The organism is Candidatus Poribacteria bacterium (assembly GCA_028820845.1).
Taxonomy (GTDB): Bacteria; Poribacteria; WGA-4E; order WGA-4E; family WGA-3G; genus WGA-3G.
The window spans coordinates 21,384-42,071 of sequence record JAPPII010000124.1 but is presented as its reverse complement, the minus strand read 5'-3'; the positions used below and the strand labels follow the sequence as shown (position 1 = coordinate 42,071).

Below are 20,688 nucleotides of genomic sequence, written 5' to 3'. Positions count from 1 at the left end.
ACTTACGTTACTAAGGAAAAAATACAGATGAAAACCACACGATTTTCGATTTTAGTTGGACTTTTGGCGATATTTACGATTGTACCGAACACCTTCGCGCAAGACTACACAACATTGGAATTACCTGAAGGTGCTAAAGCACGTCTCGGTAAAGGAAAAATAAATGAAATAAAGTATTCCCCAGATGGCACACGTCTGGCAGTTGTAAGTGCTATAGGTATTTGGATTTACGATGCACAAACTGACGAAGCACTTGAACTGATCAAAGGACATACGGCTGAGGTTAATAGCGTAGCGTTTAGTTCAGATGGCAATACCCTCGCAAGCGGGAGTGCGGACAGCACCATCCGTCTCTGGGATGCGAACACAGGGAGCCATCTCCACACACTCACAGGGCATACGAAGCCGGGCAGAAACTTTATTAGGTCTGGGGTTCTCAGCGTAGCGTTTAGTCCGGATAGCACGATTATCGCCAGCGGGAGTACAGACAATACTGTCCGTCTTTGGGATACGAACACGGGTCTCCATCTGCGGACACTCACCGGGCATGCGGCTGGGGTCAACAGCGTAGCGTTTCATCCAGATGGTGCCACCCTCGCAAGTGGGAGTTGGGACCGCACTGCCCGTCTGTGGGATGTCAACACGGGTAGTGAACTTAAAACACTCACCTGGCATACGATTCCCGTCGCCAGTGTAGCGTTTAGTCCAGATGGTGCCACCCTCGCAAGTGGGAGTTGGGACCGCACCATCCGTCTTTGGGATGCGAACACGGGTCTCCATCTCCGTGCATTCACCGGACATACGACTGGGGTCAACAGCGTAGCATTTCGTCCGGACAGCACGGCTCTCGCCAGCGGGAGCGACGATAACACTGTCCGTCTCTGGGATGTCAACACAGGGGACCATCTCCACACACTCACAGGGCATACGGCTGAGGTCATTGGTGTAGCGTTTCGTCCTGATGGCACCACTCTCGCCAGCGGGAGTGAAGACGGCACTGTCCGTTTCTGGGATGCGAACACGGGGAGCGAGCTCCGAACGCTCACAGGACATACGGCTGGGGTCATCAGTGTAGCGTTTAGTCCAGATAGGATGACCATTGCAAGTGGGAGCGAGGACGGCACCGTCCGTCTCTGGGATGCGAACACGGGTCTCCATCTCCGCACACTCACCGGACATACGAATACGGTCAACAGCCTATCGTTTAGTCCGGATGGTACGATTCTCGCCAGCGGGAGTTATGACGACACTGCCCGTCTTTGGGATGCAAACACGGGGCACCACCTCCACACACTCACCGAACATAGAGATTGGATCAGAGATGTAGCGTTTAGTCCAGATGGAACAATCATCGTAACTGCGAGTGGTGATCGCACCATTCGTCTCTGGGATGTGAACACGGGGAGCGAGCTCCGAACACTCACAGGGCATACGCATTGGGTCAGAAGTGCGTCGTTTAGTCCGGATGGGACGACTATTGTCAGCGGAGGTTATGACGACACCGTCCGCTTGTGGGATGCGAACACGGGTAACGAACTCCACACACTCACAGGGCATACGGCTGGAGCCGCCAGCGTCCTGTTTAGTCCCGATGGCACTATCATCGCCAGTGGGAGTTATGACGACACCGTGCGTCTTTGGGATGCAAACACGGGGCACCATCTCCACACACTTACAGGGCATACGGATTCAATCGTCAGCATATCGTTTAGTCCCGATGGCACCCTCGCAAGTGGGAGTTGGGACCGCACCGTCCGTCTTTGGGATGTCAACACGGGGAGCGAGCTCCGCACGCTCGCTGGGCATGCGGATGACGTGGACGGTGTAGCGTTTGGTCCAGATGGCAATACCCTCGTCAGCGGGAGTAAGGACGGGACCGTACTCGTATGGGAACTCAATCCCTCCACGACATCAAGTGCTATTGAACCTCCAAGACCCAAAGAGGATGTCACTGGGGATGGTCTTGTTAACATCCAAGACCTTGTATCGGTCGCATCAAATCTTGGGCAATCAGGATCAGATCTTGGGCAATCGGGAAACAAGGCTGCGGATGTCAACGGTGATGGGACTGTCAATATACAGGACCTTGTCCTTGTTGCGAGTGCCTTAGGCTCAGGTGGTTCCGCGCCTGCTCTGAATGCCCAAGTCCTTCAAACGTTCAGCACTGTAGATTTAGAAAAATGGATTCAGGAAACCCAGCAATTACCGCTAACAGACCCGACTTTTCAACGCGGTTTTCTCATTCTACAACAACTCCTTGCAAGATTAACACCGAAACAGACGGCTTTATTGCCGAATTACCCGAATCCGTTTAACCCTGAAACATGGATACCGTATCAGTTGTCAAAACCTGCACATGTCGAAATCTCTATCCATGCGGCAGATGGGAAGTTAGTTCGAAGACTCGCGTTAGGCACGCAAGGAGCGGGCATCTATGAATCGCGTAGCCGTGCAGTGCATTGGGATGGTAAGAATGCGTTAGGAGAATCTGTTGCGAGTGGTGTCTATTTCTACACACTCACTGCGGGTAATTTCAAAGCAACGCGGCGGATGTTAATTTTAAAGTAGACATTCTGGATCGCAACCCAATGTGATTTGCAAGAGTTGGCGAGGTTAGGAAACCTCGCCAGCGGAGCAGGGCGCAAATTTCTGTGTTCACACATTTTCGGCTTTATTATAACAGAATAAGGGAGAACCATCCATGTTAAGAGCATTTGATTCTAAAAAAATTATCGTTATTGGTGTCGTTGTTCTTATTCTCTGGTTATACAAACAGAAGCCTTTGCTGGTAAAGCACCGACGACCTCCAAAATCTTGTTTACTTCTGTCCGCGATGGGAACTACGAAGTCTACATCATGAATACAGACGGTAGTCATCAGGTGAACTTAACGCAAAATCGCGCAGACGATTTTCAAGCCGTCTGGGCCCCCACCGGCGAACAGATTCTTTTCGTTTCCGATCGCGATGGTGGCACACATGATTTGTATCTGATGAATCCCGATGGATCCGATATCCGACGCGTCTTCAAAAGAAAAAGAAGAATTAATAGAAGCAATCCATCATGGGCACCCGACGGCAAACAGATCGCTTATAGTGTTAGGGACTGGAACTGTTCCAGGTCGATCATCTACATTGCAACTTTAGGGAAAGAAAAAGAAATGGAGTTCGTCATGGATGCTACTGATCCGGCGTGGTCCCCAGATGGTAGCGGAATCGCTTGCAGTATAGAGGAGCGTCTTACATTTGTCAATCTCCGCACACGGGCGCGAAAACAATTCCTACCTAAGAAAGCGATACAATGGCAACGCCATTCATCTTGGTCGGCGACCGGTCATCAGCTCGTCTTTTCTGGAAACAACCATGCAGTTCCCGTGGATAGGCAGCAACGCAACGAATGGATGGACAAAAATACAATTTTTATCATCAACCGCAATGGCACCGGTCTCCGACAACTTGTTGATGAAGCCGGCCCTTATGCATGGTCTCCTGAGTTGTCACCAGATGGACGAGAAGTCCTTTACACACAAGGAATTAATGGAGCACACCAAATTTTAAAAATCAACGTCCACAGCGGCAGACGGACCCGGTTGACGGATAATATATGGAATTTTGGTGGTGATTGGTTCGATCCAGAGTATGCGTTGCCAGTTGCACCCCAACCGTCCTTGCTAACCACAACATGGGTTGCAGCAAAAACACAACCCAGCAATTGACGTTTGTTCCAAGTTTCACTCAGAAACTTTCAAAAAATCAATGGAGGTAAATCATGAAAACTCGTTGGACTTTAGGGACCTTGACCTTTTCCATTTCATCCGGGTCCTTTTCTTTCGAGCGTTGAAGTTTTCAATCCAAAAACAAATCAATGGCGAGAAATAGGAGAGATGCCTGAGGCAAAATCGAGTCATACTGCAACTACCATTAACGGAAAAATCTATGTGATGGGCGGATTTTTTCGAGGTGACGGACGGGATTTTAGGTATCTTTCAACGATTGACATCTACCACCCTGAAACGGGTCGTTGGACGCAGAAACCCGACATGCCGGTTGGCAAATCCGGACATACCGCCGAAGTCATAAAGGGAAAAATTTACGTCTTTGGTGGACACATCGAGGATGCAGAAGAGGCACTGCTCACTGTCGAGGTTTATGACACGGGAGAATTTCCTCAGAGCGTCGATCCAACGGGTAAACTCGTTAAAACGTGGGGAAGTTTTAAAAAAATTGGCGCAGAGAAGTAGCAGTATCTCGCTTCATACAATAGAGACGATGCAGTTGTCTACTCCGATTTAAGGCTTTTCGCCAAGATTTCGATGAGCTCCGCTAAAGTCGGAAATTGGTCGCGTGCCTCTGGGGGAAGATCAGCGAGATGCGTGTCACCTACAAAGCGGTACATATCCGCTGCGCCTGTTAAGATATTCGGTGTCAATCCGACGTATGCAAAGGTCGCTGAAATCTCCTCCATCTCACCTATCCAACGTCTCGCCTTAGGAGGCATACCCGGCAATCCCTTCTCCATCCGTTCAAACAGTGCAGACTGACTCAACTGAAATTCGGCGGTGAGTGCTTCTGAAACACCCAAAACCTGCGCCGCTGTAAGCAATTCCGTGCAGAGAGCAGTTAAGCCTTTTGTTAAGGATGCGTAGCACATCTTAATCGCAGAAGCGTGTCCAATCTCATCACTGAGTGGTCGTACATCCAAGCCGTGATTACTGAGTTCTGAGAATAGACTGAGATCGGGTCCTGAGGCATAAAATCGGGTTGCTCCCGGATTCCGCGGGGGTGGCCCGATAATGGAAGCATCGACGAAAGTCCCACCTGCTTCGGTAATGACCTTTCCCAATTTGCGAACCGTCTGTGGTGCGATGGCGTTGCAGTCGGCATAAGTTAGCGTCGCGTTTGTCTGTTGAAGTGCTTCTGCGATTGCAGAAGCGGCAGACATCGCCTGTGCTGGCACCATGATTGAGAGGATAAGGTCTACTTCGGTTACCAATTGTGGGTATGTTGGGACATCTTGGATACCTGCTTTTTCTGCGAGCTCCCGCGTGCGTTTGCTTCTTCCTTGCAAACAGGTGATAACGCGCAAACCATTTTGACGAAGCACATCTCCGACGGTGTGTCCCATATCCCCAGGACTTAAAATTCCGACAGTGTTTGGCATAATAGGCTGAGACTCCCTTCTCTTTTCCTTTGTCAAATCCGAAATTCTGGATAAAGGTAATGTTTCTGAACGTTGATGTCCGGTGCGGTTACAAACCGCACCTACAACACTAAGGTAGACACAGCAGTGGCGTTTTTTCAGATGTGAACGCCGACAGTGTTGATTGCTTTGAATACCAATACCGCACCGAGCAAGATGACAACAGCGGCACTGACAATCGGTAGGCGTTGTAACCAGACACCTTCACCTGTGAAACGCTCAATCAACGGTTTCGCCATTACCATCAAGATACCGATAGCAACCAATACAGCAGCAAGCCCCAATGAGAAAGCAGACAGAATAATTAGACCCCACACAAGTTTGCCAAGGCTAATCGCAAACAGAAGTCCGATGAGTGCATCAACACACGGTACAATGCCACCGGAGATACCCAGCGATAGCAGTCCCCAAAAACCGGTTCGCTCCGGCGGGACATGGGTATGCGTCCGCCCTCCATGACTGTGTGAATGCCCATGGTCGTGGTCGTGATCATGAGAATGTCCGTGGTCATGGTCGTGATCATGCGAATGTCCATCGTCGTGATCGTGGTCATGGTCATGATCGTGGTCGTGTGAATGCGAATGCCCATCGTCGTGCGAATGACCGTGATCGTGTGAGTGTGCGTGATCATGCCCATGAGGGTGCTGATGTCCGTGACTGTGGACACCGCCGCTATAATACTGTTTCATGTTTTTTGCGAGGAGCCACGCGCCAATACCAACAATCAAAATCCCAGAAAACAGACTCAACCACGGGACGATATCCTCGGGTGCAAACTCCTGTGCCACCAACATGACGACACCGAGCGCGATAACGCTGAAGGTGTGCGTAAAAGTGACAACAAGCCCAAGGAACACCGCATCAATGACTCTGCCTTTAGAACCGACGAGATACGCAGCGACTATGGCTTTTCCATGTCCGGGTGTTAATGCGTGCAAACCGCCAAGCACGAATGAAATGACAAGCGCAGCGATTGCGAGCTGCAAGGTAAGGGGCCGGTTTATCAGTTCCTTTATCTTATCGCCTGAATGTTCATGTCCCTCATCCGCCAATCCTAATGTGCACGCGATAACACCGATAAAAACAATAGTAAGAATAAAAAGGTAACGTTTCTTCAACACTGACTAAATCCTCGCGAATTTTTGGAAACGTCTGTCGGCGACGACTTCACTGACGTAAATGTTCCCATTTGAATCGATCCAGATGCCGTGTGGGGAATCACTGAATTGACCAGGATTACTTCCTTTCTCCCCCCATCGTCCGATGACTTCGCCCTCAAGCGTCATGATGCTGATGCGTTGTCCACCCTCGGCGATGTGGATGACATTATCACTATCAATAAAGAGATCGTTCGGCGAGCGGAGGTCTGTCCACTCGGTCAAGTATTCACCGTCATTGTTGAAAATCTGGCAGCGGAGGTTCCCGCGGTCGAGAATATAGACGCGATCGTTGTGGTCTACGGTGACATCGTGCGGTAGATTAAATTCTCCCGGTCCCGTGCCTGGTGCACCCCACGAAACGATGACTTCGCCGTCTGCGGTCATTCGGTGTACCCGCGATTGTCCGTAGCCGTCAGAGACGTACATCTCACCCGATGCCGAGAGGACAGCACGTGTGGGTTCATTAAAGGGACCGCCTGGTGCTCCGGGTTGATTGACAGTGCCGAATGTCTCCAACAGTTCGCCGTCAAGCGAAAATTTCCGAACAGTGTGATCGACAGTGTCTGTGGTGTAAATTTCGTCATCGGGGCTAATCCAGATGCCATGCGGTTTCTGGAAGATATCCTTGCCCCATTCGGTGACGAATGTGCCGTCAGCCTCAAAAACGAGCATTGCGGGTTGTGGACTCCGATTGTAGACGTAGACGCGATCATTTGAGTCACACGCCACCCCTGAAACGAGTCCGAGTTGGGGAATCATCCCCCACTCTTCTACGACCTCATATTGATAATCACCTGTTCCAAAAGTTGCCATGGTAAAACCTCCTATTAGGTGCCAATGTCGATGTGCTGAGCGACAATAGATTTCAGAATCTGAACGATACGTTTCGCTTCAAGTACCCCGTTGTAGACGGGACCGAATTCAATATTGAGGGTTGGTTTTTCGCTCTCAATGTCGCCGACCACACCGCGGACGAAAGTCCAATTGTCAACAACAGTATAGCATCCAAAAATCTCTTGTTCAAGAGCGGTTGTATTTTTATAATTGAGCCATGCGGCAGCGAGCATCTCACCGTAGAGTTGATATTGGGGATCAACAGCTGTCAAACCTCTCTTAGCTTCATGTACAATGAGATACGGTGTGCGAATCTTACCTCCAATAGAAGGGGCAAGTGCACCATCGGCTTCGCCTTCAAGTTCAAACTTGGGGTAGGTCGCTTTCAGGGGTACCCCTGCCCATGCTTGAATTCGCCCCTGTTCTGCAAGTCGTAAAAGTGGATAAATTGCCCGAGACCAAAGGGTGGCTTCGTTCATTGGCACCAGATTGCGTCGGTACAGGGTTGCTTTGAAGGAATCAAGCAGCATCTGCTCTTCGGAAGTCAAAGTTGCTTGCCTTTCCTCCCAAGTCTCCAGGTTACTTTCCTCTTCGTGTAGGGTCACAAGCGCGTTGAGTGCATCTTCGGTGAGCTGTGATAATGGATATGTTTGCATCTCTGAAAATCTCCCTTCAGAGGGTTCTACCAAACCTTTTGGCTGCTAAGGTATTTTTGAACATATCTCAAAAGGATTCTAAGCTCAATAATACCTAATTTTAGGATATATTGCAACTTTTTTTAAAAGACTCCATTTATCAACAAAACGGCGCGTATGAGATCCGCTTCTTGAAAACCGGTGGCATAGAGGACATTTGTCTCATCAACATACGTATATCTATTCTCACCGAAAAAGTGTGTGACTTCAAAATTCAGACGGAACGTTCGGCTCAAGTCGTAATATATGCCTGCGCCCCAGTCAGAGAGATTCGCGTTGAAGTCGAAGTATCGGAAGTTGAACCGGTCAAGGGCATCGTTAATAAAACCGACGCGGACAACACTGAAGTAGACGAATGCACGCGCTTCTCGGTAATTGTAGAGGCTATGGTCGCGTATCCACGTGAAATCAAGCTGGACTCGATCGTCCCAAGAGGTTTCCGTCGTTCTATCATCTTGATTGAAACGTCCACGGAAATCTTCAAAATCCCGTGCGCGATAGTAACTTGTATCGGTGGATCGGATAAAAGTAAGCCTGTTGGAGAGCGCGAGTCGGTAGGCTTCGTTGATGTCGTAAGATACAATTAGATTTGCATCTGCTGTATCCTGAACAATCTGTTCGTCAAAATCAGATTTGGTATAAAGGTCCGCGTCTAAGTCATCTTGATTGTCAATTTCAACGTCGTGCAAGTCGCGTGTATAACGGAGTTTGAGTTCTGTTTGGAACATCGGCGAGATTAGGGATTGCGTTGGTGCATACTTCCTAAATCGCAATTCGGCTGGATTGAGGTAGTAAAGGTTTCCAGTACCATCAATGCCTTTGAGTTGGAGTGCGACATCCGTTTCAACCTCCCGCTGGAACGGAATCAGCAGTTTTTGGGTGTACACGCCATCAGTGGTAAATCGCTGAATCCGTTTTAGACGATAGCGAAACAGGCGGGTTACATCGGTAAGCCGTCTCGTTGGATCATCAAGTCGCATTGGAAGCGTGGAGACGAAATCTTTAAGATACTTCGCTGTATCGGCGATGAGCAGCGTTCCGTCTTCCAAAGCCGCTATCTGGAAAGGCTCAATAAATTGCCCCGCTGCGTCTCCATATTCGCCGAAAGCCTTTAAAAATTCCCCATCAGCACCATATTTCAGCACGCGGTGCCCTTTTTCATCAACAATATAGAAGTTTCCGGTTTCGTCAACGGTTATATCGACGGGATAGATAAAGTCTCCCGTTCTGGATTGTCTGAGCGGATAGCGAGCAAGAGGTTTGCCATTAGCATCGAGTTTGAAAATGCGTTTGTTTCGACCTCCAGCATCACAGACATAGAGATTGCCGCGTCTGTCTACAGTTAGCAAAAAATTGCGCTTTGTGTCGCCCTGCGGAATAATGAGGATATAATTGCCGTCGGCATCGAGTCCGGGGCTGGCTGCTTCAAGGGGTGCCACCCGTTTGCTGAAATCCTGAATTGGGTAGGTTGCGACAAAGGTACCGTGCGCGTCGAATTTATGGACGCATGGCGCGTAGTTGAAGATTTTTAGTTCCGGTGGCACTTGCGGCGTTGGGTTGGAAATCTCAATGAACATCCAATCCATTACATAGATAGCATTGTTCGTCCCTACAACAATATCTGTAGGATTGATGAATCGAAATTCGCTGTCTGCCGCCATCTGAATGTCGAATACAAAACTTCCGGTTTCATCGAATTTTTGGATTCTGAAGTTATCCGTATCTGTAATGTATATGGCACCGTCAGGCCCGAACGCCATAAATAAGGTTTCTGCGAATTGCGCCTCGCCTTCCCCTTTTCCACCGAACTCACTAACAAATTTGAATTCTCCAGCGGCGTTTAGAGACATCGAAAATAAGAACAGAAGACAGAGTATAAAGTTTCTTAGTTTAGACATTTGCTATTTTTTGGACGAGCGATTGACCTTTCTCATGGACAGATATTTTGATGATTTGGTGGGTTCAGGTGTTTTTTTCGGATATTATCTAAGACACCATTAATGAATTTAGGCGAGTCTGGCGTGCTGTAAGACTTGGCAATCTCAACAGCCTCATTGATCGCGGTGGCTGGATCAACGTCAGTGAGATAGAGTATCTCATAAGTCGCGCATCGTAGGATTGAGAGGTCTACGATAGGCATTCGGTGGAGTTTCCAGTTTTTAGAGGTGTTTTGAAGCAGCGTATCAATAGATTCGAGATGTGCAGTGGTGCCTTCAACGAGTTGCACGGCAAAAGAGCAAGGCTCTGCTGATGTATCTTGACGCTGTGAAAACCCATCTATGACCGTTTGCGCCGGTGTCTCAGTAAGTTGAATTTGATATAGCATTTGCATCGCTGCGATGCGTGATTGTCTGCGAGAGAACATTATATATTCCTATTGCTGCCTTTTATCGTCACTAATATAAAGGCATTTGTTCGGGTGCGCGTATTAGTTTGTATTATACACCATTTTAGGCGAGGTGTCAAGTTAGTTTTCAGGTGTCGGTTATTGAATGCCTCTGGCACAAATATTTGAAATACTTGACAATTCTGTGAAAAAGTTTTAAAATCTCACCTATTAGCCTTGAGTGAAAGGAGAGATCTGTGAATCTACGCAAAAGAGATTATGGTACAGTTGTTGTACCACACCCTCGCACTGCAGAGGCAGGGTTTAAGATGCTGCTTGCTGGTGGAAATGCCGTTGATGCCGCAGTTGCCGCTGCTTTCGCAGAAGGGGTTGTTGAACCCTCGCACAACGGCATTGCCGGATATGGGGGTTGTGTACTCATCTATCGTAAGGAGACACAAGATGTTATTGCGATAGACTACAACACCTCTGCGCCCGCTGCTGCTTCTGAAGATATGTTTACAATTGAAGATGCTCCAGACGCAGTTGCGGGGTATCGTGTGCCAGGACGTGTAAATGTCCACGGACCACAATCCATCGGGGTGCCGGGAGTTGTGGCTGGCTTGTGTTTAACGTTGTCGGAGTTTGGAAGCCTACCGCTTGCGGATGTGCTGCGTCCAGCCATCAATTCAGCACGCCACGGTTACGCCCCGAACAGTACGAATCGGGGTGGTATGGCAGGAAACGCCGAGCGATGGAAAAAAGATTTTCCAGAAACGGCGCGCGTTTTCTTGAAAGACGGTAGAGCACCGAAGAAAGGTGAAAGACTCACGAACCCTGAACTTGCTCGGACCCTGGAGGCAGTCGCGGAAGGCGGACGTGAGGCATTCTACGAAGGGTCAATCGCTGAAACAATCGCGAACCACATTCAGGAATTAGGGGGTTGTCTCACTGTGGAGGATCTGAAGAACTACCGTCCATTTATCACTCACCCCTACGAAATTCAGTATCGCGGCTATTCGGTCTATACGGCACCTTTGGGTGCGGGGGGACTAACGACTTTACAAATGCTGCGATTGGTAGAAGAATTTGACATGGCAGTAATGTCGGTCGCCGAAAGGTTTCACCTTTTCGCTGAAGCGATGAAAGTGTGCTGGCCCGAAAGGCTCCGTCGATTCGGCGATCCAGAGTTTGTTGATATAAACATAGAAACAGAACTCTCTGATAGCTTCATCGCTACACTCAGGAAGAAACTACAAGCCGGTCTTCAATCTCCGCAACCCGGAGAAGTCGTCTACTACGAACCGATGAACTGCACAAGTCATATCTCTACTGCAGATGCAGAAGGGAATATGGTATCCCTGACACAAACGCACGGCGGTGGTTTCGGCTCAATGGTGACGGTGCCTGGTACGGGGTTGCTGTTTGGTCACGGTGTCGGACGTTTTGATCCCAGACCTGGCATTGCGAACTCAATTGGACCCGGTAAACGTCCACTTCATAATATGGCTCCGTTTCTTGCCACACGAGAAGGGATGCCCTTCGCTACGTACGGTATACCGGGAGGTAGGACTATTCCGAATAACCAGTTGAACATTAGCGTTAGTCTTATGGACCTTCAGGTACCAATACAGGCGGCGTTGGATGCCCCGAGGCTTCACACCGATGGTGCCGAACCGATTCAAGTCGAACCGCGTGCGGGTGAAGAGACGCTGATAGCGTTGCGGAAACTTGGACACGAGATTACGCCAAGCGCAGGTATCGGCGGTCCTGGACACGGTATTCGCCTATGGGAAGATGGGGTACGGCATGACGGTGGGACAGACCCGCGAGGCGAAGGCAAAGTAATGACGAAGTAACAGGCGTTTTGGCAGGCGTGTTTCATGTGGTTTAGCAAGTAGGTCTCGGTGTCTAATGATTCTGGTCATCTCGAGACCAAATCCTTGAACCGAAAACTTTCGGAAGCAATTACATCAATTGGAAACCTTTGGTAAGGTTTCCCGATGTGACTTCAACTTCGTGCTTTGTGACAGGCGCGAAAAAACGGAGAAATCATGGCACAATTTGTAAAAGCCGCGACAACGGATCAAATTCAACCGGGCAAATGTATTGGTGTAAAAGTCGACGGTGTTTTCATAGGTATTTACAACGTGAAAGGCGAGTATTACGCTATGAACAACATCTGTCCACACCTTGGTGGCGTTTTGAGTTACGGTTTCTTAGATGATAACTGTGTTACGTGTCCACTCCACATGTGGGAGTTTGACGTGACGACTGGTGAGTGTGTCTGGCCAGGGGAGGAGAAACAGCCCACTTATGCTGTTAAAGTGGAGGGTGAAGATATCCTTGTAGATGTCGAAACGCCGCTCTAAAGCAATTAATGAATACGTTGTACGCGGGTTTTAGTATGGCGGCGTGATCGTGTGATCACGCCTTTCAAATAGGAGAAAAAATATGGCATATCTGCTCACCGGTGGCATGGGATGCATCGGTACTTATGTGATCCGTGACCTGCTGGCTGCTGGTGAAAAGGTAGTCGTTTACGATTTCGCTTACGACTTAACCATCCCAAAGATGGTACTTAGGGACGACCAAATTGAAGGGTTCACTTTCGTGCAGGGCGATATTACCGACCTGCCACACGTTTTACGCACTGTCCAAGAACATAAGATTGATCGGATTATTCATCTGGCATCGTGGCAGGTGCCAGCGTGCAATGCGAATCCACCTCAAGCACTGAAAGTCGTCTGCGAAGGGACAATCAACATACTGGAAGCGGCGCGTATTTTCAATCTCAAACGGGTTGTCTGGGCAAGCAGTGTTGCCGTCTTCGGTGCACCAGAAGATTACAACCACCAACAGATTCTCAACGATGCGCCGCACTACCCGAAGTTTATCTATGGGGCGTGTAAATCTCTGAACGAGAGGTATGCAACACACTATTTCGACGCTTACGGGGTTGACTCCATTGGACTCCGGTTCACTGCTGTTTATGGAGTCGGGCGGACGCGTGGCATGAGCTCTTTTACGACGCAAATGATTGAAGCAGTGGCGTTAGGTGAACCGCACGTCTGCCCTTTCGGTGATGACGCAGTGGATTGGCAGTATGTGGAAGATGTGTCGAGTTCAATTGTGCTGGCGTGTACTTGTCCGACAACACGGACACGCGTTTTTAATGTGAAAGGTGGCATTCGACCGGTCAAGGAAGGCGTGGCGTATCTTAAGACGCTGGTACCGGACGCGCAGATTACACTAGAAACGGGGGTGTTTGGCATCTCATGGGACTATGACGCGACAGCAATTGCTGAGGAGATGGGATTTACACCTGCGTATACGATGGAGCAGGGGATTCTGAAAACGTTCAACCGCTTCCGTGAGCGGGCAGGACTCGAACAGATAACGCCTTGAAGGGTGAAGGTAATTACACCCCCCAAGGCGTGAAAATGTACTGCTATTGTCTAATTTTCCTATTGGTTTAGTAATACTTCTTCATTTGCGCCCAAGTGGCAGCTAACTTACCGCGGGCATCGACAGTGAGGACCTGTTCCCAGGGGATATTTCTGCCTCTGGAATCGGCTTGATGTATATCATCAAAGTTTGGATGCCCCCAACCGCCGCTGTTGTTATCCACAACAACAATTTGGGCTGTCTCCCCATCAAATCCAGAGAGATCCCATTCTACACGTGCCATGGTTTCGGTGTTATTGCCGGTTGATGTGAGCACAACTTTGCCATCAATCTCCAAGTTAACACTGCAGGGCGCCGGATCATCTTTCCACGGGTGATTGCCACCGCCGATGAGGAAATTCATCGTTTTTCCGACAATCGTGAACTCGATTGAGGTAAGGGTACCTTGAGGGCCATCGCCTTGAGTGGCACCTGGGTTCTGTCCGAGTTTCTTGCCTTTATCCGGTCCCTGATACTTTTCGTATAACCCTAACCACCAATCGCCCTGATGTTCCGAAGGCTGACCGCGGTTCCGTGCCGTTGGGTTATCGCCCCAAGTGGGCTGAAAATCAAACGCTTCTCCATCTGCTTCCCAATCCGTGAGATCGCCTGTCTCAAAGTCGTTGTTAAACGTCTTCGCTGAAGCGAGGTTCACAGACAAGACCAGCAGCATCAGAAGAGCAGATGGAATCGTGAGTAAAAAGCATACCTTTTTCATGAGTGGTCTCCTCCTGTTTCCGAAAGTTGTCTTTCAAACAAGTGAGTTAACCTTAAACCTGTACCTGATAGCACTGTTGTGCATAATATACGATTGGGAAATTAATGGCAAGAAAATTGTGAGTCAGAAAATACTTCGTAGAATCAAAAAAAACCCGAGTAAGATTGACATAAATCCAACAAATAAGGTTAATCCACCCATCGATTTTGTAATTGAAAAAGCAATCAGTTTCCGCACGATCAGACGTTCCCAGACGACATCCAACGGAACCATTATAACAATACCGAAAATCAATGGATTCGCTAATATGCTCTGCCATGTTGTTTTGGTGGTTTTTGGGAACTTTGGGAATGTGTTGGACATTGTATGTGGCTCCGGTTATTATGACACATCTACGAGCTGCCGCGCGAAAATTAATCCGACAACGCAGAGGATTGCTGTTAAGGTGCGCTTCTCACTTTTAATGGCGCGTGTCCAAGAAAAATCGTGGGTAGATGGTTCGGGATAGGGATGGAAACGTGGCAGGAGACGGGGGACCCGCTTCTGATATGCCCGATAGACATGCCCACAAGACTCCAAAAGATATGCCTCCTCCAGTGCAATAATTGGAAGGTATTGGAAGAAATAACCCACAATCAAGACAGCAACGAGCCAATAGACATTTGCGACAAGACAGACCCCGAAGCTGAGTAGGAAATTGCCGAGATAGAGTGGGTTTCGGACGTAACTATAGGGACCCGTTGTGACGAGATCCCGGGCGGCACCGAGCGTTCTGGCACGGGTGGACGCGCCAGCATAGCCGACTGCCCATATTCGGAGGAATTCACCTATGGTAATAAACGGTGCACCGATCGCTACTGTATACCATGCGGGATTAGCGAAATAGAGGAGTGCAAAGATGAAGGGGATCGGCGTGTAACTACGGATTTTGAAGAAGAAGTTGCCAATCTTTGCAGAAGTCATGTTTTGTATCGCGCCAACGAGTGGGTTGATTCTATTTCGGTGTCCGCCAGATGAGAACACTGCCGATAACTGCGTAGAGGATATTCGCGCCCCAACAGGCGAGGAATGGATGGAGTTTTCCGCTCTCACTCAATCCCTCAAGCGTTGCAAAGGAAAGTGCCCAATAGATGAAAGAGATAAAGAAGGCAATGACTAAACCCGCAAAAAACCCAGCCCTGCCAAACCGGATGGCGATTGGTGCGCCAAGCATAATGACGACGACAGCAGCGAAAGGATATGCTGTTTTGTGATATAACTTTACACGCTCTTTCCGGGAGATCTGCCCTGCTTGTTGTTTGTATGCGATCTGCTCGCGGAGCTCCTTAATCGTCATCGCTCTCGGGTCTTTTTCGCTCCCGATAAAACGAGCGGGATCTTCATAACGCTCAATAGCATAAGTATCGAAAGTCTCGTAATTTACCTCAACGCCTTTCTCAAAATGACGGATATATCCATCGGTGAGTTCCCACTGCGTAGGTGTCCATGTTGCTGACTTCGCAAAGAAGATGCGCTCAAGTTGTTCATCTGTATCATACTCATAGATTGTCAAGTGGCTGATTTTCTGAGCATCTAATACGATTCGCTGCGAGTAAAAGATACGATTGTTTTTGCCTTTAAAGACGATATTTCTGCCGCGTCGAGGTCGGACTTTGTTTTCCAAGAGGTGTGCTTGGTGAAAGGCGGGTGATGCGACTCGGTCATAGAAAAATGCGAAGAGCCCACAGATAAGGAGTGTCACAGCAAGGATAGGGACGAGAATCCGGTAAACACTGATCCCACCAGCTTTCATCGCAGTGAATTCGTTGTTTCTCACCATCCTGCCGAGTGTAAAAAAGACAGCGACGAACGCAGCGATGGGTACCATTTCCATGATCCGACGAGGCGTTCGAAAAAAAACAATCTTGACCGCGGTTATATAGTCGACATCGTCCTCAAACTTCTTGAGATCGTAATCAAGCAGACGGACGATAACAACCAAGGCGATAAAGAAACAGAGCCCAACAATGAAGGCGCGGAGATATTCCCGAAGCAAGTAACGGTCTAAAATATTCAAACGATGTTCACATCCTGAAACTTTTATTTTTAATCGTGAGGCAGTGGGACGCGTGTGCTACAACTTTGCGTTTTGTATATCTATAAGGTATGCGATATAGCAGCTAAGATTCTGCTTTCCTATTAACAACGAGTGGCACTTTCCTGTCCCGATCCCGCCAAGCGCGTAATTTTCCTTCGCCCATTACCCAGAGACTGAGCGCGATTCCAAATATCCCAATGACAATATTCGGTAGCCACATAGCAAAGATTGGCGAGAGAACATCGTCAACCCCTGCCGTCTGCCCGGCTTGTAATAATAAGTAATAGATGACGATTACAGCTAATCCGATCCCAAATCCGATCATTTTGCCGCTCCGTTTCACCATCAACCCTAACGGAATACCAATTAAACCGAGTGCGAAACATGCAAATGGAATAGAGAATTTTTTGTGATATTCGACCTGAGCAAAACGGAGTTTATGGCGTGCGTAGTCTGGGTTTGCGCTGGTTTGGACGGTGGATTGCAATGTGCCGATGAATTCCTTGAGTTGAGCAACACTCATCGAACGCGGAGTCTGATTTTGAAATTCGCCGCGCTCCAAGTCTTCGGTCATCTGAAGTGAAAGTTTTTGTTGTTGAAACTTCGTTATACGAAACTCATCTGGATTGTCTGTTGCGGGTTCATAAGAAAGTCCGTCGTAAAGCGTCAGCATTGCTCGACCGTCTTCAAAAGCGAGGGTCGCTTCTTGTGCGTGGCTAAATACTGGACGTCCACCCCAAATGCTATCCCAGATTTTGACGTTCTGCATGCGTCCGCTTTCTGCATTGGTAGATTCATACATCCACAACTTCCCCTCGGTTTCCAATTCCTTCATAACAGTGGCTTCCTCAAGGACGAAAGCGGGATTATGTTTTTGTATATCGCGTCTGAGTGAAGCATAGGCGAGGTTCGCCTGTGGCAAGGCATAGTCCATGAGTGCTAAGTTCACAAAACTCAATATCAGCGCGACTCCCAAAAGGGGTAGCATCAGTTGGTAGAATGCCACACCGTGCGATTTCATTGCTGTTATTTCGTTATCAGAGGCGAGTCGTCCAAGTGCAAGCAAGATCGCGACCAAAACTGCCATCGGGAGTGCTAACACAACCATGACCGGCATCATATAGAAGATTAATTCAATAAGATAGAGCGGACTGACCCCTTTCTGCACAAAAAGTTTCGTCAACCGAAACAGATCATTGAAGATAAGCATAACGGTGAAACAGGTGAGTGCTATTATGAAGGGCGGAAAAAATTCTTTGAGGATATATCGTGATAATATTCGCATATAGTTGTCAGTAACCGAGAACCTTTAAAATACTTATTCTATTTTTGTATTAGTTGATTTATGGTTAAAAAACCTTTATTTTTTTAGAAAACCCATAAGTTAGTGGGAACACGCACCGTTTTTAATTTGAAATTCCGCGACTGAAATGCTATTATATCCTTTATGAAATTCACGCTGGAACAGATTCAACTCACAACTGATGACCTTGCGGACGTGGCAGCACGCCATGTATCCTCCCAAGAGATCTATTCTCCGACAGCACCGAAGGCTCCTTCCGCGCAATTCGGTTGGCGTGATAGATGGTGGTTAAACCAGACAGCGGCAGCGGCAGTAGCGATTCATTACTGGTTTTTTGCGTCGGGCGACGAGGCATGCACAGCGGCTGACGAAGGTAGATTCCGGCTATCGGCGCAGACGGTGCCAAAACCCGGTGGGCGTGATTCTATCTATCAACCACCAGCGAACAATAAACACGGTCTGGGCGATATGGTATGGCAAGCGGGTGCGAATTTCCTATTCGTCCAAGACGCCGTTGTTATCCTGGTAGCAGAAACAGGAGGGAAGGTCTCAGCGGACACAACCCTCCAGATTGCCCAAAAAATCTTTTCAAAGATTCACTTTTTTAGCGATTCGCCAAGCGTAGAATAAGCCCCTTAGTATCCTAAGCGTTTTCGGTCAAGTTCCGCTTGCGCCGTTGTTGCAAGCTGCCAGCAGTCTTCATCGGTAAATGGGGACAGAGTTTAATAATCTTGGTACCACGTCCCGGACTGCTTGGCTACACGAACATTCTGTTCGCCTCCGAACTGGCGATGTTCAAACCACGGCAGTGCGCTTTCAGCTGCAGCGTTCGCATTTGTGAAGTTCGTCGTCGCTTCGTTTTCAAGGAATTGCTTGACCGCGTTGGTGTCAGGGTAATACTGGACAGCGTCTTTCCAGATGGCTCTACCACAGAGGAAACCACTTGCACCCGCACCGGTTGCAAGGTGGACGTTCTCGATAAATTCCTCAATATCGACACCGGCACTTAAGATGACCCAAGGCAGCGTTGAGGTTTCGTCCAATTTCTGACAGACCTCTTTCACTTCAGCAAGCTCATAAGCCGAATCCCCAGCATAAAAATCAGAATTTTGATAATCCGCAGTGTATTTAAGGTCGGCGGGGAACTCTAATTTTAGAATATCGACTTTATAACTGGGATCAATGAATTCCTCGACGCTCCGAATAACAAGGTCAGGTTTCTGTTTTGCAAACGCGACGCTCTTCGTAGTCCCTTCAAGTGCGTAGCTCACCAATTCCAACAGGAACGGCAGATCGTGCTTCTCACACTCGTCTCCGACATGACGTACAAAGGCTTGCTGATGCTTCAGGGTTTCCGGTGAGGCATCGGGATGGTAGTAGGCGAGGAGTTTAATGGCATCTGCTCCGGCGCGCTGTGCCTTGGCAATACTCCAATTTTCAATAGGGTTGGAGAGACGCTCGTTCTCGGCAACCCCTTCGCTAACATAACCTGATTCTTCATAGGCGAGTAGGAGTGCGACATCGCGTGGAATCTCCGTGATAGAGTAAGGATGTCCGTAAATCGGGTCGGTGAGAACTGCAGTGGCATTCGGGGCAAGAACCCGCGTTATCAAGGTTTTGAGTGCGGCGACATCTTCATATTGGACATCGGCATTGTCCTTGTTTAGTGTATCAGCGAGTGCTTGGACCATGGAGCCGCGCTGGTCGATTGCCATCATTTTAAAACGACCGTTTGTATCGGCGAGTTTGGTGATACCACGCAATTTTCCAGAAGAAATATCGTTCATTAACCTCTCCTTTTTTACTGGTTATCAGTTAGTATTCACGTTCAACGAAAAAATGAATTAAAGATAAAAACAATTGTTTTGCACGTTCATCAGGAAGGGCAAAGTTATGGCTAAACCGTCCTGCAGCTTCCTGTAGAAGGGCTTTAGAACGTTGTTGGGCGTAAGTAATAGATTTATATTTCTGCATTAACTGAAGAACGCTCTCAACTTCCGCCTCGGACTTCTCATCTCGCGGACGTGCCATGATATCAATAACCTGCTGTGCTTCGGTAGCAGTGCAGGCGTTAATGAGATGAATAAGAACAAGAGTGCGTTTGCCTTCGCTGATGTCGCCAGCGATCTCTTTTCCGTACCTACCGACATCGCCGATGAGGTTAAGGACATCGTCTTGAATCTGGAAGGCGATTCCGATGTCTTTGCCGAGTTCAACGAATGCGTCTATTTCTGTTTCGCTTGCCCCGCCAATAATTGCCCCGACCCGACAAGGCGTAATACAGGTATACCAGGCGGTCTTCTGTATACACATTGTCAAGTAGTCTTCCTCGTCGAGATCCCAGCGGTTATCATTGACCCAACTTAATTCGATGTGCTGTCCTTCAACGACTTGGTTGCTGAGTTGTATAAACTCAGATAGGATTCGGAAGGCGAGTTCATGGCCGAGGACCTCTGTATTTCGGTGGAGGAGTTCCCACATCTTGCAGTGGAGTGCATCGCCAACGTTGATTGCCATCGGAGTTCCGTGCTTTTGATGGAGACAGGGTTCACCTCTACGGAGTTCGGAACCGTCTTCAATATCGTCGTGAATCAGGAGCCAATTCTGGAGGAGTTCGAGTGAGGCGGCAGTGTTTACGGCGCGTTCTGGGTCTCCGCCGAACGCTTCACAGATAAGCATACAGAGCGCGGGTCTTAACCCTTTACCGGCGCGGCGGGGGTAGTCTAACATCATCTGGTACAACTGATGGACATCCGGGTGCTCGTGGGCAGTCGGGAGGAAATCGAAGATGCAGGCATCAACCCTGCGTTTGACATCGCTGAGGTAAGTCGTAACAAGGTGCTGTGTTGGTGAAGGTTCCTGTTCAGTTTTCTGCATCGGTATCCTTATATTTTAACCGTTTTTTATTTTTCGCACCCCTTCATTGCCTT

19 protein-coding genes and 1 pseudogene are annotated in these 20,688 nt (G+C 48.6%); 8 read left to right on the top strand and 12 right to left on the bottom strand.

Going from position 1 to position 20,688, the window contains the following annotated elements; translation table 11 throughout:
• Window positions 1–27: 27 nt before the first annotated feature.
• The 4 genes and pseudogenes from OXN25_24000 (at window position 28) to OXN25_23985 (ending at window position 4,239) form a co-directional block, all read left to right on the top strand.
• Complete coding sequence (locus OXN25_24000; protein MDE0427932.1) at window positions 28–2,568, top strand: dockerin type I domain-containing protein; 2,541 nt, start codon at window positions 28–30, stop codon at window positions 2,566–2,568.
• Between the two features lie 288 nt (window positions 2,569–2,856).
• The gene (locus OXN25_23995; protein ID MDE0427931.1) at window positions 2,857–3,714 is read left to right on the top strand and encodes a hypothetical protein; all 858 of its coding nucleotides are present in this window, start codon (window positions 2,857–2,859) and stop codon (window positions 3,712–3,714) included.
• Window positions 3,715–3,828: 114 nt separating this feature from the next.
• Window positions 3,829–3,909, top strand: a pseudogene (locus tag OXN25_23990) (kelch repeat-containing protein).
• Window positions 3,883–4,239, top strand: coding sequence for a kelch repeat-containing protein (locus tag OXN25_23985; GenBank protein ID MDE0427930.1), 357 nt, complete (start codon window positions 3,883–3,885; stop codon window positions 4,237–4,239). Before OXN25_23990 ends, OXN25_23985 begins: the two are co-directional and overlap by 27 nt.
• Window positions 4,240–4,277: 38 nt before the next feature.
• On the opposite strand, the gene OXN25_23980 is transcribed toward OXN25_23985, so the two are convergent.
• The 6 genes from OXN25_23980 to nusB all read right to left on the bottom strand — a co-directional run bounded on the left by OXN25_23980 (window position 4,278) and on the right by nusB (window position 10,252).
• Complete coding sequence (locus OXN25_23980) at window positions 4,278–5,159, bottom strand: DUF1932 domain-containing protein (GenBank protein MDE0427929.1); 882 nt, start codon at window positions 5,157–5,159, stop codon at window positions 4,278–4,280.
• Between the two features lie 137 nt (window positions 5,160–5,296).
• The gene (locus OXN25_23975) at window positions 5,297–6,319 is read right to left on the bottom strand and encodes a hypothetical protein (GenBank protein MDE0427928.1); all 1,023 of its coding nucleotides are present in this window, start codon (window positions 6,317–6,319) and stop codon (window positions 5,297–5,299) included.
• A 3-nt stretch (window positions 6,320–6,322) separates the two neighbouring features.
• A complete protein-coding gene (locus OXN25_23970) occupies window positions 6,323–7,171 on the bottom strand; it encodes a peptidyl-alpha-hydroxyglycine alpha-amidating lyase family protein (protein MDE0427927.1) in 849 nt (282 codons plus the stop codon).
• 14 nt (window positions 7,172–7,185) lie between these two features.
• Window positions 7,186–7,848 (bottom strand): hypothetical protein, encoded by a 663-nt coding sequence (locus tag OXN25_23965; protein MDE0427926.1) that lies wholly within the window; start codon window positions 7,846–7,848, stop codon window positions 7,186–7,188.
• A 122-nt stretch (window positions 7,849–7,970) separates the two neighbouring features.
• Window positions 7,971–9,785 (bottom strand): NHL repeat-containing protein, encoded by a 1,815-nt coding sequence (locus OXN25_23960; protein MDE0427925.1) that lies wholly within the window; start codon window positions 9,783–9,785, stop codon window positions 7,971–7,973.
• A gap of 32 nt (window positions 9,786–9,817) precedes the next feature.
• Complete coding sequence (nusB, locus tag OXN25_23955; protein MDE0427924.1) at window positions 9,818–10,252, bottom strand: transcription antitermination factor NusB; 435 nt, start codon at window positions 10,250–10,252, stop codon at window positions 9,818–9,820.
• Window positions 10,253–10,470: 218 nt separating this feature from the next.
• Here nusB and ggt point away from each other — a divergent pair, with 218 nt between their 5' ends.
• From ggt to OXN25_23940, 3 genes are all read left to right on the top strand, one after another.
• The gene (ggt, locus tag OXN25_23950; protein ID MDE0427923.1) at window positions 10,471–12,072 is read left to right on the top strand and encodes a gamma-glutamyltransferase; all 1,602 of its coding nucleotides are present in this window, start codon (window positions 10,471–10,473) and stop codon (window positions 12,070–12,072) included.
• A 195-nt stretch (window positions 12,073–12,267) separates the two neighbouring features.
• On the top strand, window positions 12,268–12,585 hold the full coding sequence (locus OXN25_23945; protein ID MDE0427922.1) for a Rieske (2Fe-2S) protein: 318 nt from the start codon (window positions 12,268–12,270) through the stop codon (window positions 12,583–12,585).
• A gap of 82 nt (window positions 12,586–12,667) precedes the next feature.
• Window positions 12,668–13,621 (top strand): NAD(P)-dependent oxidoreductase, encoded by a 954-nt coding sequence (locus OXN25_23940; GenBank protein MDE0427921.1) that lies wholly within the window; start codon window positions 12,668–12,670, stop codon window positions 13,619–13,621.
• 67 nt (window positions 13,622–13,688) lie between these two features.
• Here OXN25_23940 and OXN25_23935 read toward each other — a convergent pair whose 3' ends face one another.
• The 4 genes from OXN25_23935 to OXN25_23920 form a co-directional block, all read right to left on the bottom strand.
• A complete protein-coding gene (locus tag OXN25_23935; GenBank protein ID MDE0427920.1) occupies window positions 13,689–14,378 on the bottom strand; it encodes a hypothetical protein in 690 nt (229 codons plus the stop codon).
• Between the two features lie 381 nt (window positions 14,379–14,759).
• Window positions 14,760–15,341 (bottom strand): isoprenylcysteine carboxylmethyltransferase family protein, encoded by a 582-nt coding sequence (locus tag OXN25_23930; GenBank protein MDE0427919.1) that lies wholly within the window; start codon window positions 15,339–15,341, stop codon window positions 14,760–14,762.
• 31 nt (window positions 15,342–15,372) lie between these two features.
• The gene (locus OXN25_23925) at window positions 15,373–16,434 is read right to left on the bottom strand and encodes an LptF/LptG family permease (protein ID MDE0427918.1); all 1,062 of its coding nucleotides are present in this window, start codon (window positions 16,432–16,434) and stop codon (window positions 15,373–15,375) included.
• Between the two features lie 103 nt (window positions 16,435–16,537).
• On the bottom strand, window positions 16,538–17,740 hold the full coding sequence (locus OXN25_23920; protein ID MDE0427917.1) for an LptF/LptG family permease: 1,203 nt from the start codon (window positions 17,738–17,740) through the stop codon (window positions 16,538–16,540).
• Between the two features lie 162 nt (window positions 17,741–17,902).
• Here OXN25_23920 and OXN25_23915 point away from each other — a divergent pair, with 162 nt between their 5' ends.
• On the top strand, window positions 17,903–18,388 hold the full coding sequence (locus OXN25_23915) for a hypothetical protein (GenBank protein ID MDE0427916.1): 486 nt from the start codon (window positions 17,903–17,905) through the stop codon (window positions 18,386–18,388).
• Window positions 18,389–18,480: 92 nt separating this feature from the next.
• Here the strand turns inward: OXN25_23915 and OXN25_23910 are convergent, their stop codons facing one another.
• The gene (locus OXN25_23910; protein MDE0427915.1) at window positions 18,481–19,545 is read right to left on the bottom strand and encodes a tagatose 1,6-diphosphate aldolase; all 1,065 of its coding nucleotides are present in this window, start codon (window positions 19,543–19,545) and stop codon (window positions 18,481–18,483) included.
• A gap of 28 nt (window positions 19,546–19,573) precedes the next feature.
• Window positions 19,574–20,635, bottom strand: a complete 1,062-nt coding sequence (locus OXN25_23905) for a polyprenyl synthetase family protein (GenBank protein ID MDE0427914.1) — start codon at window positions 20,633–20,635, stop codon at window positions 19,574–19,576.
• Window positions 20,636–20,688: the final 53 nt, after the last annotated feature.